Genomic DNA, 14,087 nt, shown 5'->3' on the forward strand with positions numbered 1-14,087 from the left:
TCCGGCCGTTTCGACGATGCCGCGCGTGCCGCAGGGCGCGTCATCGTGCTGGACGGCGGCCGGGTCCTGCTGGACGGGCCGCCGGCAGAGCTGCTGCGCCGCTGCCGGGGGCAGCTGGCGGAGCTGGGTTTGCTGCCTCGCCCCGCAGGGGAGGCAGCTGCGGCTGTGCCGCCTGGGCCCGCGCTGGTGATGGTGAAGTCGCTGGACTTCACCTATCCCGGCGGCCGGCGGGCCCTGGAAGGCGCAGCCTTCGCGCTGCGCCGGGGCGAGTGGGCGCTGCTCACGGGCGAGAACGGCTCAGGCAAGACGACCCTGAGCCGGCTGCTCATGGGGCTGCTGCCCGCCCCCAAAGGTGCCATCTGGCACCAGGGCAGGGACATAGCCGGTCTGCCGGTCCATAAGATTGCCGGCCATTTCGGCTATGTATTTCAGCAGCCGGAGCATATGTTCACCTCCCAGACAGTGTGGGAGGAACTGATTTACGGCCTGCATGGCGGTTTGCCGCCAGCCCGCCGCCCAGAGCTGACGGAGGACCAGCGTCTGCGGGCCCGGCAGCTGCTGGAAACCGCGGGACTGGATGCCCGGCTTGAGGATTCACCGTATCTGCTCAGCCGCGGGGAGCGGCGGCTGCTGGGCATCATCAGCCAGTTGATTGTACCCAAAGAGCTTTACATCATGGACGAGCCAACAGCGGGTATGGATTACCGGGATATCGACCGGATTATTTCCCTGTGTCGGGACGCCTGCCGCCGCGGATCTGCCCTGCTTATGATCACCCACGATCCTGGTATTCTGTCCCCAGAAGCCTCGCTTCATCTTCACCTGGAGGATGGAAGGCTGACATCTCTGCCGCGGCAGCATGCTTGTGACTAACAGGCACGCTGTTCCTTAAAGCATATCGTGGACGAAGTTTTATCTCCGCCTCATGTACATATCTGGGACAGTATTTCCCTTGTCTCATAAGCATGTTCTGTACGGCGCAATATGAAGTTATCTGCACCGCGCTATCCAGAATCACTTGTCACCTCCGCTATAGGAAGGTTTTTCTTTAATTCATCCTATATAGCTAGCAAATTGAAATAAGCCTGTTTTTCAAGCTTATTTCTCTTGAAATCGAAGCAATTGTCTAGATAAGCTTGAAATTCAAGCTTATTTTTTTTATTTCACGCCGATTTCTCGTGTATCATGGCATTTCAGCTAGTTTAAGACTGGTTTTCAAGCTTAAACTGCCAATTAGCAGAAAAATGAGCGAAATAAGCTTGAAAATCAAGCTTATTGGGAGCGACGCGGGTAGCGTCAAGTATTCTGTGTAGTAAGATTATCCAGCGGGAAGCTGGATGTTGTATTAGGTTTTTGTTCTGGTGGAGGAGGCAGCGAGTTTAAGCCATGGAAGACTAAGATTTGCTGCCTGGTCCACTCCTTAACTTTTCGCGGTACATGGTGTCGAATGCTGCTTTTGTATCGCGGTCCATAAAGCCACGAATGTCTCTACCGCACCACTTCCCGTTGTAGTCGGTTGCCTGCAGGTAGATGATTTTTTCAGCCGCTGCAATGTTCGTTTAACTATTCATCGGTTTGAGACGTTTGCGTACCTCTTTGTTCATTCGCTCGATCGGATTTGTCGTATAGATGGCAGGCCGAGTGAGCGCAGGGTACTTATAGAAGGTTAATAGTGTCGGTAGCTGCTGTTCCCGCTGAAGATGCCCAGCGCCTTTTTTAAGATGACCAGTTCTTCTTCCAGGTCTTTGTTCCGCTGTTTCAAGTCTTTGACGATCTTGTCATGATTGCGCAAATTTCCGCTCCCTACAAAGGGCTCGTCCGGAAAACGCCGCTATTTGGCGACCCGCTGGCGCAAGGTGTTAATAGGAATATTCAGCTCTTCGGCAATCTCCGTAAGGGGTTTACTGTGCTGCTGAATATATTTCACCGCAGCGGCTGCCTTCAATATATGCCTCATAAGCCTCGCATCTCAATTGCCTGCAACCCCGGCCCCTTTGTTTCGTAGAAAAGAAAAGCTGGATCTTATACACATCATTACATATCACAAAGATCGCGAGGGATAAGCGTATGACAGAGGACGCAGGCAAGACCACGGCGGCCGGCAGTCTGGTGCTTGAAGTACATATTGAGGAAGCCGGGTATGAGCCGGGCAAGCCTCGGATACATGATATTACTTTTGACGTAGCGAAGGGTGAGTTACTGGGATTAATCGGACCGAACGGCGCCGGGAAAAGTACGACCATCAAAACAGTGCTCGGTTTGCTGAAGGATGCCAAAGCGAGGATCGTTATCGGCGGCAATCCGCCTAGATACGCGTACGTACCGGAGCATCCTGTCTATTATGAGGATCTCACGCTTTGGGAGCATCTGGATCTGACAGCCGCGGCTTTTGGACTGGAAGATACTTTGTTTGAGGCACAGGCCATGGAACTGCTGCGGCAGTTCGGGATGGAGAAGGTGAAGGATCAGCTGCCCGGCGGATTTTCAAAAGGGATGAAGCAAAAAATGATGCTCATGATCGGCTTTCTCTCACGTCCGGACGTTTATATCGTGGATGAGCCATTCATCGGTCTGGATCCAAGGGCTACCAAGGATTTTCTTAAACTGCTGGAGAATGAGAGACAGCGGGGGGCGGGAATTTTGATGTCCACTCATGTGCTGGATACCGCAGAGAAAATATGCGACTCCTTTGTGCTCATATCGGAGGGACGGGTCGCTTCAAGAGGTACGCTGGACGATATCCGACGCTCGGCGGGACTGCCGGAGGCATCGTTGTTTGACTGCTTCGATGCGCTGACGTAGGGGGAGTGGAAGATGAAAAATAGCAAACCCCGCTCATCCTCTCATATCCGCAAGCCTTCCCAGCTGTTCAGGCGCAGGCTTTTTACATATTGGAAGCAGCAGCTCGCGGCTGTCCGTTCCGTTGCAGACTGGACCGTCATGCTCTACATTCTGGTTCCCGGACTGCTGCTGGGTGGAGGCATCTACAGAGAACTGTGGACGATGCCGCTCCCGGCCTGGCTGGAATGGCTTCCCCCGCAGACTGCAGCTGCGGTACTGCTGTTTATTTACTCCGGCAGCATCGTTTTGTTCGTAGAGGAAGCGGATGCCCTCTTTCTAAGGCAGCAGCCCCGCTGGATGCAGCTCCTTCGGAGAAGAGGCATGCTGTACAGCCTGAGTGCTGCTGTTGTGACAGGAACATGCATCACCCTGCTTCTTCTGCCTGTACTGCTGCGGGGATTTCATTTGAGCGGACTGCAGTTAGCTGGATGGGTGCTGCTGGCCGTTGGTATCGGATGGAATGCCAGCCTGCTCACGCACACTGTCAAAGTCCGATTTGCAGGTATCCGTAAGATCATACTATCCGGACTCGTACGCAGCCTGTCCCTAATCATGCTTCTCGTTATTCTGGCTGTTCTGGGAACTCACCCGGCGGCTCTGCTGACTGCTGGGGGGCTGCTGCTGGCGGTTTCTAATGTGCTCGTCAGGAGAAAGGAAATAGAACACCACACCTTTACGAATGATGTCAGGGAAGACGCGAAAGTGCGGGTGCAGCTGACAGAATTTGTACTTAAGCAGGCGGTAGGCAAGCCGCCCCGTGTCCGCAGTAAAGCCTGGCTGTTCAGCAAGTCGCGCAGGATCTATCGCCGCAATACACCGGATAGAAGGTTTGCTTCTGCGGGTGTTAAAGCCTTTCTAAGGCAGCCGGAAAGCCTGCTGCTGTATGTGCAGATTTCTGCTGTCGGCATCCCGGCGGTCCTCTTTCCGCCAGGCATTATCAAAATCATCGTGTACGCCGGGATCATGCTGCTGATCGCCTATATGCTGCATCTGCGGTGGAAGGCCTTTTCTGAATCGGATTTTTCCAAAATCATGCCCTTTACGATGGACCAGGAGATGAAGGCCGGGACGCTCGCGGTACAGACATTAATGATCCCGCCTGGCGTGCTGCTCTCATTGACCCTCGGCTTTACGCTGGCACCGGGCTGGATGGGATGGCTGTATGGAGCCGGTGCTGCGGCAGCTTCTGTATATATATTTCCTCCCTTTTTTGCACGTCCTTCGCTGGGCCGAAGGGACGAATAAGTAAGAATAAGTACACTTGGAAAACAACAAAAACCCGGCATACAGACCATTACGGATCTGTATGCCGGGTTTTTTCGTCAGAGAATAGTCTCCATCTGCATACAACTTGGCAGGAACATGCAGACTGAAGGCAGCAATTCCGCCGAGTGTTACAGGTAAGACGCCGATTCTGCGGCATGCATGCCTGCCGTATACCCGGTTGAGAAGGCGGCAGTTATGTTGTACCCCCCGGTATACCCGTGGATGTCCATAATTTCGCCGCAAAAGAACAGGCCCGGCATCAGCTTGGATTCCATCGTCTTCGGCTGGATTTCCTTCAGGCTGACCCCGCCGCCGGTCACGAATGCTTCTTTAAGAGACCGTGTGCCGCAAGCTCGAAATGTGAATTTTTTCAATACAGAGGAAAGGGCGCTGACCGCATGTTTGGAAACCACACTGCATACGGTGTCTCCATCTACCTCAGCCCGTGAGAGCAGCAGTGGAACCAGCCGTTCCGGCAGCCAGCCTTTGAGCACATTTTTCACCGCTTTCTTGGGCTCCTCTGCAAACCGGCTCCGAATCTCTTCTTCGGCAGCGCCTAAAGACAAGTCAGGAAGCAGATCAATCGCCATCTCCACATTCACCGTATTGAATTTCATCTGGACCTGACGGATAAACTGGCTGCAGCGCAGGGCGATCGGACCCGATACCCCGAAGTGAGTAATGAGCATATCGCCGCGGTGCCCGATCACTTTTTTACCCTTCGGATTCCATACTGACAGCTCGACATCCCGGAGGGACAAGCCCTGCAGTTCTTTGGATGAAATCCACGTTTCTGTAGATACGACGGGCACTTCAGTAGGGTAAAGCTCCGTGATGGTGTGGCCTGCTGCTGCAGCCCATGGATACCCGTCACCTGTAGATCCGGTCTGCGGCACAGACTGCCCGCCAGTAGCAAGCACAACACAGCTGGACTTGATTACTGTTCCATTTTTGAGACGAACTCCGGCTGTTCTTCCATCCTCGTACAGGATGCGGTCAACCGGGCTGTTGGTACGGATGTCGGTTCCAAGCTCTTTTACCTTGCCCACCAGGGCATTGACGACGCTTGATGCTTTATCGGAAACGGGAAACATGCGCCCGTTGTCTTCTTCTTTCAGACGGATCCCCAGCTGTTCAAAAAACTGCATAATATTGTGGTTATTAAAGTGTTGAAAAGAACTGTATAAAAACCGGCCGTTTCCCGGAATGTGAGCGATCAGCTCGTCGGTATCCTTGGCGTTGGTGACATTGCAGCGGCCCCCGCCGGAAATGCCCAGCTTTCGTCCCAGCTTGTCTCCCTTGTCAACAAGAAGAACGGATGCGCCCGCTTCTCCGGCTGCGACACAAGCCATCAGGCCGGAAGGGCCTCCTCCAACCACGATGACATCATAATCTGACATGTTCATTTAGCTCCTTTTGAGGTCATTCATCTTATCCACTATTATAAACGACTTCGCACCTTCACCCAAGTACATCCACGATGGATAAAGAATGCAGCAGCAAGCCATAATAAAGCCATCATGTGGAAAAAGGAGGCTTGCGACATGTCCAAGAACGATTCCAGACAGCAGGAACAGCAAAAGCAGGAGAACAAGAGCCGTCAAGGGGAAAACATCACAGATAAAAAGACAGACGGCGTGAACAAACCGTCTACGTAGTGTCCTAGTAGAGCAGCAATGGAAGGCGGATTCCAAGCGGAATCTGCCTTTTTTACAGACTGTACATATCTTGCTTTCATGTCTAGGGGTTGTATAATATAGATTATGATACTTTGTATTCATATGTAACAAACTTGTTTATATAAGGAGTGGAAGAATTATGGGTATGTCTTTTGATCGATATATGCGTGATATGGTTCAGCCAATGCGTGACGAGCTGACCAGTCTCGGTATCAAGGAACTGACGACTGCGGAAGAAGTAGAGACACAGCTTCCTGGAGCGGCAGGAACTGCACTTGTTGTTGTGAACTCGGTATGCGGCTGTGCTGCAGGTCAGGCTCGTCCGGGTGTGGCCCGCGCACTGGAAGGTGACATTAAGCCGGATCACCTGTTTACCGTGTTTGCAGGACAGGATAAGGAAGCGACAGCCAAGGCTCGTGAGTACTTTGCGCCGTATCCGCCATCATCTCCGTCCATCGCTCTGTTGAAAGACGGGGAGCTGGTTCATTTTATTGAACGTCATCAGGTAGAGAACCGCTCCGCAGAGGAAATTGCGGCAGATCTCGCGGATGCGTTTGATCGTTACTGCCGTTAATCTTTAATGACAGTAATCATTCAGACCCCGAAGCATTCGGCGATCCCGAAGCCAAGGGGTCTTTGTGTGAAGGTAGACTAACAATGCGGTGATTTCGAAAGGAGCCGGAAAACATGAGCCTACAGGAACAGATTATTGCTGAACTTGGTGTGAAGCCCACGATCAATGTGGAGCAGGAAGTCAGAAAACGTGTGGATTTTTTGAAATCGTATGTGAAGGATTCCGGTACCTCGGGCCTGCTGATCGCCATCAGCGGAGGACTCGACAGCTCTGTAGCCACTGGCCTGTGCAAGCTGGCAACTGATGAGCTGACAGAGGAGCTTGGTAAGGAATTCAAAACACTCGGTGTTTTCCAGCCATACGGCACGCAGTCGGATATCGAACACAGCTATGAGACAGCCAAGGCGTTCAACCTGAAATATACGGTGGAGACGAACATCGAGGAAGCCGTCAATGAGATTGCGCTTGAGGTAGAGCATGGCTTGAAAAACATTGGTGTTCACCAGCACGTCAGCATACCGGGTAAAGGAAACGTTAAGGCAAGAACGCGCATGGTGATCCAGTACGCCATTGCTTTTGAACAAAATCTGCTTGTCGTAGGCACTGATCATGCTTCCGAAGCAATCACCGGCTTTTACACCAAGTGGGGCGACGGCGCCGTGGATATTACGCCACTGAGCACGCTGAACAAGCGCCAGGTTCGCCTTATCGGTTCGTATCTGGGGGTTCCGCAGTCCATTCTGGATAAAGTACCGACCGCAGGCCTGTGGGAAGGACAGACCGACGAGAAGGAGCTGGGCATCACATACGAGGATAACAGCGATTACCTGGAAGGCAAGGAAGTGGCTCCCGAAGTTCGTGAGAAGCTGGAAAGTTACTACCGCAAAACCGCACATAAACGCAATACCATCCCTGGCATTTAAGATGCTGAGCAAAGAAGAAAGCCCCGAAGCTCATAGCTTTCGGGGCTTTTATATGAAGGAATCAAGGGAGCTGGTGCATTGATATACGGAATCGGACATGATGTGCTGGAAATCAAACGTGTAAACCTGCTGCTAAGCGGAACTCACGGCCAGAAATTTATGGAACGTGTCCTGACAGAGTCGGAACGACAGCTTGCAGAGGACAGAAGCGGTCGAAAGGCAGAGTTTACTGCCGGGCGTTTTGCGGCAAAGGAGGCACTCAGCAAGGCTTTTGGCTGCGGAATTGGTGCTAATATAGGCTTTTTGGATATGGAAGTATTGCCAGATCGTCTGGGCAGACCGGTTGCAGCCATTTCGGGAGCTGCATGGTCAAGGCTTGGGATTGCCGATCCCGAGAACTATCTCATTCATCTGAGTATTTCGCATCAGAGTGAGCTGGCCTCTGCTTTTGCGGTGATTGAGCGAAAGGGAGATTGATTCATGGAACATTTTGAGCAACAGCGGTATTTTAGCACGGAACTGCTTCAATGGTATGTTGTCATTAAGCGGGATTTGCCGTGGAGAAGACACCGGAATCCGTATTTTATCTGGATCTCGGAAATTATGCTGCAGCAGACCAGGGTCGATACGGTAATTCCTTATTTCAACCGGTTTATCGAGAAATTTCCAACTGTGGAGGCTTTGGCGGATGCGCCCGAAGATGAGGTGCTGAAGTGCTGGGAGGGACTCGGTTATTATTCCCGGGCAAGAAACCTGCAGGCTGCGGCACGGCAGGTCAAGGAGCAGTATGGCGGCATCATGCCGAGCGGTAAGGAAGAGGTAGCCGGGCTGAAAGGTGTCGGACCTTACACGGCTGGCGCGATTCGCAGCATTGCGTTTAATCTGCCGGCTCCGGCGGTGGATGGCAATGTCATGCGTGTCCTGTCCCGCTATTTTCTTATTGAAGAAGATATTATGAAGATTCGGACCCGGAAGCATATGGAGGAGCTGGTCATGCAGCTGATTCCGGAGGGAAGAGCATCGGACTTTAATCAGGGGCTGATGGAGCTGGGTGCACTGGTATGCACACCGAAGTCACCGAAATGCCTTACCTGTCCTGTGATGGAACACTGCAGGGGCCGTATCGAGGGCAAGGAAGATCAGCTTCCAGTTAAGACCAAAGCCAAGCCTCCCCGCCCGGAGTACCGGCTGACTGCCATTGTGGAAGGGACAGGAGAGCATGCAGGCAAGGTGCTGATCCGCAAACGCCCGGATACCGGGCTGCTGGCAGGCATGTGGGAGCTGCCTCATGTGCCCGAATCACCGGATGTGAAGCCGGGTGCTTATGTGCCGCTGCCTGATGAAGCAGCAGCGGACAGGCTGGGCGCTGCGCTGAATGCGGAGCATATTCCCGCCTCAGGAGGGGAGCATGTCATGAATGCGGAGCATACATTCAGTCATATTATCTGGTATATGCGTGTGTACCGCTATGATGGGCAGGTGCCGGAGCCTGCCGCTCCACTTGTTGCGGCTGAGCAGGCTGCTGCCTACGAGACAGGAAATTACCAGTGGATCCGGAAGGAAGATATGGAGCGGTATGCGTTTCCGAATGTGTTTTTACGCATTTTGAATGATTATTTTGAATAGAACACTCTTCACAGCAGCAGATCATGTGCGGACAGGAAGGCTTATAATGCCATCCTGTCTTTTTTATGTTTTACCTCCGATTCATCCCGCGTTGACAAGGAGTTAATATATATAGGCTATTCTATACCTCATGACATCCATAAGGGTAGAGATGATGAGAAAACCCGAACGCAAGCTCCTGCATACGGGAGAAGTGTGTCCGGGCTCTTTGTGCTGTCATGTATCATGCAGATTCGGTTGGGGAGGTCATCTACATGCTTAAACATTACGCGGTTAAAGTCATATCTATAGCGCTCTTGCTGCTTCTGCTTCTGAATGCTTGCTCTGCACCGGAGCGAGAAAGTGAATTTACGACTTGGAGGCCGAAAATCGGAGAGCTGGCTGTTCGATACTTTTATTTGGAATCCAAGGATAAATCGGGTGATGCCATCTTGGTAACAGCCCCGGACGGTAAGAACATCCTGCTGGATGCGGGGATTCCTGAGGCCGGACCTAAGCTGGATGAGATGCTCCGTACTCTGGGGGTGGATGAGCTGGATATCGTCATCAACACGCATCCGCATATTGACCATATCGGCGGACTGACGACCCTTCTGCGAACTCTGCCTGTCCAATCCTATTATTCGAACGGCATACCCCATACAACAGATACCTATTCGAAGGTTCAATCTGCGCTCAAGGAGAAGGGAATTCAGGAGCAGCATCTTCAGGAAGGTGATCGTCTGGAATTGTCGGATGATCTGCACATTGAGATCTTAAATCCGGAGGCTGGCAGCGGTGAGCTGGCAGTCGAGAAGCGATCCACCGAAGAACATAATAACAAATCTATGGTGCTGTTAATGGTCTACAAAGATACGAGGATTTTATTTACGGGGGATATTTACAAAACGGCAGAATATGAGCTGATGAAGAGGTATGGAGAACATTTAAAGGCTGATTTGATGCATGCGCCTCATCATGGAGATATCACATCTTCATCCGGCAAATTTATCGATACGGTGGGTGCAGAACATGTCATCATCAGTGCGAACATTTTGCAAAGCCTGGATGTGATGAAGCGGTACGAGGACAAAGTCGATCATGTATGGAATACAGGAATCAATGGAAACATGCTGTTTATTTCAGACGGAGTTCATATTCAAGCCTTTCCAGAGAGCATAAATACAGATAAATGAAAAGCAAATGAATAAATAATCCTTACATGGAATTTACACTGCATTAATTTTGTGCTGATTGTTGGACGTTACATTAGATGGAGTCAAAGGGGGAGGACAATATAGAAAAGCCGGATCTGAAGGTATTCCCGATCATTGCATCCGTTACCCGGATGGATCAGCTCGAAGCAGCTATGAGCAGCAGGGTGGATCGAGTGATTCTTATGGCTGGTGATATTTTGAACTTGTCTGAGATTGTGGACAGCCTGCATCAAAGCGGGAAAAAAGTGTTTGTACATTTGGAAATGGTAGGCGGTATCGGCAGAGACAATGTGGCTGTACAATACATAGCTGACCGATTTGGCATTGACGGTATTGTGACAACCAAGACCAACGCGGTGGCTGCAGCACGCCAAGCTGGCATCATGTCGATACAACGGGTTTTTGCCATTGATTCTGCCGCGGTGGAAACAGCTGTGAAAATGATTAATCAAGCTCGTCCTGATGAGGTGGAACTTATGCCGGGCCTCATGCCGCGAGTCATAGCTGATATGAAGAAGAGAATAGAACGACCTTTGATTGTAGGCGAATTGATCCGTAGTGAACAGGAAATTCACCTGGCTTTGGAAAGTGGAGCTAATCATATATCTACAGGTGCTGTTCAGTTTTGGTGAAAGACATTGTTCTGCAGCTTCTGGGTGGAGACCCCAGAGAAAACCCTGGAGAAGCAGAGCAGTCATTTTAAGGAGTTGAAAGGGGTCTTACACACATGAAGATGAAAAAATGGTTAAACACGGCGCTTGCGGTCACGCTCGCTGTGGGACTGTCGGCTTGCGGAGGCGGAACGGGAGAAAATGAAGCGGCCACGGCATCAGCGGATCCGGCAATGAAAGAGGACACTACACCGGTAACGATCCAGTACTGGCATGCTCACGCAGAAGCCCAATTGGAAGGGTTGAACCGAATGATCGATGAATTCAGCCAGAAATACCCGCATATTACCGTGGAGCCGGTGTTCCAGGGCGCTTATCCGGATCTTCATAAGAAGCTGCAGGCCGCTGTGGCCGCAGGCGATGTACCGGCTGTGACGAACGTAGAGGTTGCGTCATTACCTAATTTTGCAGACAGCGGTGTGTTTGCAGATTTGACTCCATATATTGAACGTGATGGAGTCGATACAGCCGATTTCTCCAAAGGCATGCTGGATGCCTACAGCTATAACGGCAAGCAGTATGGTTTTCCGCTGATTGTCAGCACGAGTGTGTTTGTTTACAACAAAACGATGCTGGACGAACTTGGTGTGCAGCCGCCTCAAACCTGGGACGAGATCGACGCTTTTAATGAAAAGGTAACGGTCAAAAATGGAGACAAGACGGAACGTTATGCCTTCTCAATTCCAGGCTGGGATACATGGTACTACGATCCGTGGATCATTAACGGGGGTGGACAGATCTTGAACGATGATCTCTCGGCATCGGCTGTACAGACTCCGGAATCTCTCCGTTATATTGAGAATTTCAAACGCTGGATGGATGAAGGCAGCATGCACATGGGCTTCGGAAAAGGAGCGTCGGATAATATGCGCCAAATGTTCATGGGCGGCGAGATCGCTATGGTAGAGCATACCTCAGCCATGCTGAAAATGTACCAGGAGAATGCGGATTTTGAGGTTGGGGTATCTTTCCTGCCAGGTGATCAGAAGCGTACTTCCAATATTGGCGGGGCAGGCATTGTCATGATGGAAGGTACAGAGGGAGCCGAGCAGGAAGCGGCTTGGAAGTTTATCGAGTTTATGACATCGGCAGACCAGAACATCGAATGGGCGGAATCGGTAGGCTACCTGCCGACACGTAAATCTGCGATTGAGTCCGATAAAGGCGACGCGTATTTTGAAAGATGGCCGCAATATAAAGCCGTATATGAGCATTTTGATGAAGTAACACCTCGTCTGCAGCATCCGGCATATCCGGAATTCAGCGCAGTGTATAAAGAAGTGATCGGCGAGATGATTCTGAATCAGCAGGATCCGGTGCCGCTTATGAAGGACGCGGAATCTAAAATCAACGATATTCTGGCGGACTATGAGTAATTTGACTGTGAGATCAAGTGAAAAAACAACGGAGGCGGTGCCCGGCAGGGCATCCGCTTCTACTTCTAACCGGACATCGTACAGTACCATAGAGAAATGGAAGGATTTCGCCTTTGCCCTGCCTGCTCTCGGTTTTCTGGGCGTATTTCTTTTTTATCCGATGATCTATTCGGTATATATCAGTTTTACGAACTGGAATATGACCCGGCCGGTTAAGAAGTTTGTCGGTGTGGATAACTATACGAGGCTTATTTCCAACGCAGATTTTTACCAGTCCCTGAAAGTCACCTTGATATACACCGTTATGGATGTGGTGCTTACACTGGCCATCGGCCTGCTGCTCGCGATGCTGCTCAACGTTAATTCTTCCCGGTTGTTCGGCTTGATCCGCGGCGTGATTTTTATGCCTTATTATATCTCTATGGTGATCGCTGCCATGGTTTTCACCTGGATCTACAACGGACAGTACGGATTGCTGAACCGCATTATCACCTTATTCGGCATGGACCCGGTAGAGTGGCTGATTAATCCGGAAACGGTGCTGCCGGCACTTGTGACTGTGTCGATATGGAAGGGTGTCGGTTTCGCGATGATTTTGTTTATTGCCGGGATCCGCAGTATTCCGAACGAATACTATGAGGCAGCGGCAATGGATGGAGCAAGCCGTTTTCATACATTTCGGAATATCACACTGCCGCTGTTATCTCCAATGACACTGTTTCTCGTCATCACGACCTTTATCTCCTCTATGCAGGTGTTTCAATCGATTGATGTGATGACGAATGGGGGACCACTGAAGAGCACCAATGCAATTGTATATTGGATTTACACGATGGCTTTTGCGGAGTTCAAGACCGGCAGAGCCTCTGCCCTGGTTATGATTCTGTTCGTAATCATTATGCTGTTAACCTTGCTTCAATGGTTTGTCGGCAGGAAGAAGGTGCATTATGAAGGATAGAAGAATGGCGGGGGATACGCACTATCGCGCTTTGCATGCTGCAAGGGTATCTCTAGCGCTGGCCGTCATGCTGCTTATGGCCTTTCCGATTTACTGGCTGCTGGTCAGCTCGCTGAAGACCGGAACGGAGATGCGCATGGCGATCCCGACGTTCTGGCCTGAGCGCTTTGCCTGGGAAAATTATGCCGAGGCATTTCGAGTCATTCCTTACGCCCGGTTCTTTGCCAACACGCTGATCATGGCAGCAGGCTCTATCCTTCTGCAGCTGAATGTAGCCTTGATGGCTGCCTATGCATTTGCCAAGGGACGTTTTTGGGGTCGGGATTTGATGTTCTTTCTGGTACTGGCCGCTCTGATTGTACCAGAGCAGATCACATTCGTCCCGACATACGTCATGATGTCCAAACTGGGGTGGCTGGACACATTTTGGGCGTTGATCGTTCCTCATGGTGCTTCTGCCTTCGGTATTTTTCTGCTGCGTCAGTCGTTTAAATCTTTAAATAATGATGTGCTGGAGGCGGCACGGGTGGATGGAGCCGGGCGCTTCGCTATCCTGTATCGCATGCTGCTGCCGATGGCTATGCCCACGGTAGTTACACTAGGTATCCTGATTTTTATATCCTCTTGGAATTCGTATTTCTGGCCGCTGATCATGACCAACACCGATGACATGCGTGTGCTGACAGTCGGTATTGCGATGCTGCGGGATTCCATTGCCGGCAATGAAGCGATGTATTTTAACGTGATCATGGCTTCCAGTGTGATGGCGATCCTGCCGATTATTATTATATTTACTGCGATGCAAAAGCATATCGTTGCGGCGATGGCCAACTCAACCTTCAAATGAGGGCTTGGATATCGGATTGTATTAAAAAAGGTGACCCTGAAATTAAACTGTACCCCTTGTAAAGGACATTTTAAAAAAGGTTAGGATACGTGAAGAAGCTGTTGCCTGTATGTTGCAGGCGGCAGCTTCT

15 protein-coding genes and 1 pseudogene are annotated in these 14,087 nt (G+C 51.0%); 12 read left to right on the forward strand and 4 right to left on the reverse strand.

Annotation, left to right across the window (positions count from 1 at the left end; all coding sequences use genetic code 11):
- The first annotated feature begins 45 nt into the window (after window positions 1-45).
- On the forward strand, window positions 46-873 hold the full coding sequence (locus HII30_RS21680; protein ID WP_343045121.1) for an ABC transporter ATP-binding protein: 828 nt from the start codon (window positions 46-48) through the stop codon (window positions 871-873).
- Between the two features lie 521 nt (window positions 874-1,394).
- Here HII30_RS21680 and HII30_RS16550 read toward each other — a convergent pair.
- The 3 genes and pseudogenes from HII30_RS16550 to HII30_RS21885 form a co-directional block, all read right to left on the reverse strand.
- A pseudogene (locus HII30_RS16550) lies at window positions 1,395-1,691 on the reverse strand (transposase); the annotation flags it as partial.
- Complete coding sequence (locus HII30_RS21880) at window positions 1,667-1,792, reverse strand: hypothetical protein (RefSeq protein ID WP_281363494.1); 126 nt, start codon at window positions 1,790-1,792, stop codon at window positions 1,667-1,669. The gene HII30_RS21880 and the pseudogene HII30_RS16550, both read right to left, overlap by 25 nt.
- 39 nt (window positions 1,793-1,831) lie before the next feature.
- Entirely contained in the window at window positions 1,832-1,957 is a 126-nt protein-coding gene (locus tag HII30_RS21885) for a transcription initiation factor IIE subunit beta family protein (RefSeq protein WP_281363495.1), read from the reverse strand.
- A gap of 110 nt (window positions 1,958-2,067) precedes the next feature.
- On the opposite strand from HII30_RS21885, the gene HII30_RS16555 reads away from it, so the two are divergent.
- Together HII30_RS16555 and HII30_RS16560 are read left to right on the forward strand one after the other, a co-directional pair.
- Complete coding sequence (locus HII30_RS16555; protein ID WP_169506159.1) at window positions 2,068-2,802, forward strand: ABC transporter ATP-binding protein; 735 nt, start codon at window positions 2,068-2,070, stop codon at window positions 2,800-2,802.
- Between the two features lie 12 nt (window positions 2,803-2,814).
- Window positions 2,815-4,086 carry an ABC transporter permease gene (locus HII30_RS16560; protein ID WP_169506160.1) on the forward strand — a complete coding sequence of 424 codons (1,272 nt, stop codon included), beginning with the start codon at window positions 2,815-2,817 and terminating at the stop codon, window positions 4,084-4,086.
- A 149-nt stretch (window positions 4,087-4,235) separates the two neighbouring features.
- Here HII30_RS16560 and HII30_RS16565 read toward each other — a convergent pair whose 3' ends face one another.
- Window positions 4,236-5,507: a BaiN/RdsA family NAD(P)/FAD-dependent oxidoreductase gene (locus HII30_RS16565; RefSeq protein WP_169506161.1), complete on the reverse strand. Its 1,272-nt coding sequence runs from the start codon at window positions 5,505-5,507 to the stop codon at window positions 4,236-4,238.
- A 418-nt stretch (window positions 5,508-5,925) separates the two neighbouring features.
- Between HII30_RS16565 and HII30_RS16570 the strand changes: the two genes are divergently transcribed.
- From HII30_RS16570 to HII30_RS16610, 9 genes are all read left to right on the forward strand, one after another.
- Entirely contained in the window at window positions 5,926-6,360 is a 435-nt protein-coding gene (locus HII30_RS16570) for a BrxA/BrxB family bacilliredoxin (protein WP_169506162.1), read from the forward strand.
- 113 nt (window positions 6,361-6,473) lie between these two features.
- Window positions 6,474-7,283 (forward strand): ammonia-dependent NAD(+) synthetase, encoded by an 810-nt coding sequence (gene nadE, locus HII30_RS16575; protein WP_169506163.1) that lies wholly within the window; start codon window positions 6,474-6,476, stop codon window positions 7,281-7,283.
- A 78-nt stretch (window positions 7,284-7,361) separates the two neighbouring features.
- Window positions 7,362-7,760: a holo-ACP synthase gene (gene acpS / locus HII30_RS16580; RefSeq protein ID WP_169506164.1), complete on the forward strand. Its 399-nt coding sequence runs from the start codon at window positions 7,362-7,364 to the stop codon at window positions 7,758-7,760.
- A 3-nt stretch (window positions 7,761-7,763) separates the two neighbouring features.
- Entirely contained in the window at window positions 7,764-8,909 is a 1,146-nt protein-coding gene (gene mutY, locus HII30_RS16585; protein WP_169506165.1) for an A/G-specific adenine glycosylase, read from the forward strand.
- 254 nt (window positions 8,910-9,163) lie between these two features.
- On the forward strand, window positions 9,164-10,084 hold the full coding sequence (locus tag HII30_RS16590) for a ComEC/Rec2 family competence protein (protein WP_169506166.1): 921 nt from the start codon (window positions 9,164-9,166) through the stop codon (window positions 10,082-10,084).
- A 77-nt stretch (window positions 10,085-10,161) separates the two neighbouring features.
- On the forward strand, window positions 10,162-10,737 hold the full coding sequence (locus tag HII30_RS16595) for a glycerol-3-phosphate responsive antiterminator (RefSeq protein ID WP_169506167.1): 576 nt from the start codon (window positions 10,162-10,164) through the stop codon (window positions 10,735-10,737).
- A gap of 95 nt (window positions 10,738-10,832) precedes the next feature.
- Window positions 10,833-12,152 carry an ABC transporter substrate-binding protein gene (locus HII30_RS16600; protein WP_169506168.1) on the forward strand — a complete coding sequence of 440 codons (1,320 nt, stop codon included), beginning with the start codon at window positions 10,833-10,835 and terminating at the stop codon, window positions 12,150-12,152.
- Window positions 12,145-13,110, forward strand: coding sequence for a carbohydrate ABC transporter permease (locus tag HII30_RS16605; RefSeq protein WP_169506169.1), 966 nt, complete (start codon window positions 12,145-12,147; stop codon window positions 13,108-13,110). The genes HII30_RS16600 and HII30_RS16605 overlap by 8 nt, the downstream gene beginning before the upstream one ends.
- Window positions 13,100-13,957 (forward strand): carbohydrate ABC transporter permease, encoded by an 858-nt coding sequence (locus HII30_RS16610; RefSeq protein WP_169506170.1) that lies wholly within the window; start codon window positions 13,100-13,102, stop codon window positions 13,955-13,957. Before HII30_RS16605 ends, HII30_RS16610 begins: the two co-directional genes overlap by 11 nt.
- Window positions 13,958-14,087 lie beyond the last annotated feature (130 nt).

Origin of the sequence: Paenibacillus lemnae, from assembly GCF_012933385.1 — a bacterium.
Lineage (GTDB): Bacteria > Bacillota > Bacilli > Paenibacillales > Paenibacillaceae > Paenibacillus_AQ > Paenibacillus_AQ lemnae.

Coding starts and splice junctions, on each gene's coding strand:
- HII30_RS21885 (WP_281363495.1), bottom strand. CDS start 1,957: ATGAGGCATATATTGAAGGCAGCCGCTGCGGTGAAATATATTCAGCAG.
- HII30_RS16555 (WP_169506159.1), top strand. CDS start 2,068: ATGACAGAGGACGCAGGCAAGACCACGGCGGCCGGCAGTCTGGTGCTT.
- HII30_RS16560 (WP_169506160.1), top strand. CDS start 2,815: ATGAAAAATAGCAAACCCCGCTCATCCTCTCATATCCGCAAGCCTTCC.
- HII30_RS16565 (WP_169506161.1), bottom strand. CDS start 5,507: ATGTCAGATTATGATGTCATCGTGGTTGGAGGAGGCCCTTCCGGCCTG.
- HII30_RS16570 (WP_169506162.1), top strand. CDS start 5,926: ATGGGTATGTCTTTTGATCGATATATGCGTGATATGGTTCAGCCAATG.
- nadE (WP_169506163.1), top strand. CDS start 6,474: ATGAGCCTACAGGAACAGATTATTGCTGAACTTGGTGTGAAGCCCACG.
- mutY (WP_169506165.1), top strand. CDS start 7,764: ATGGAACATTTTGAGCAACAGCGGTATTTTAGCACGGAACTGCTTCAA.
- HII30_RS16590 (WP_169506166.1), top strand. CDS start 9,164: ATGCTTAAACATTACGCGGTTAAAGTCATATCTATAGCGCTCTTGCTG.
- HII30_RS16595 (WP_169506167.1), top strand. CDS start 10,162: ATGGAGTCAAAGGGGGAGGACAATATAGAAAAGCCGGATCTGAAGGTA.
- HII30_RS16600 (WP_169506168.1), top strand. CDS start 10,833: ATGAAGATGAAAAAATGGTTAAACACGGCGCTTGCGGTCACGCTCGCT.
- HII30_RS16605 (WP_169506169.1), top strand. CDS start 12,145: ATGAGTAATTTGACTGTGAGATCAAGTGAAAAAACAACGGAGGCGGTG.
- HII30_RS16610 (WP_169506170.1), top strand. CDS start 13,100: ATGAAGGATAGAAGAATGGCGGGGGATACGCACTATCGCGCTTTGCAT.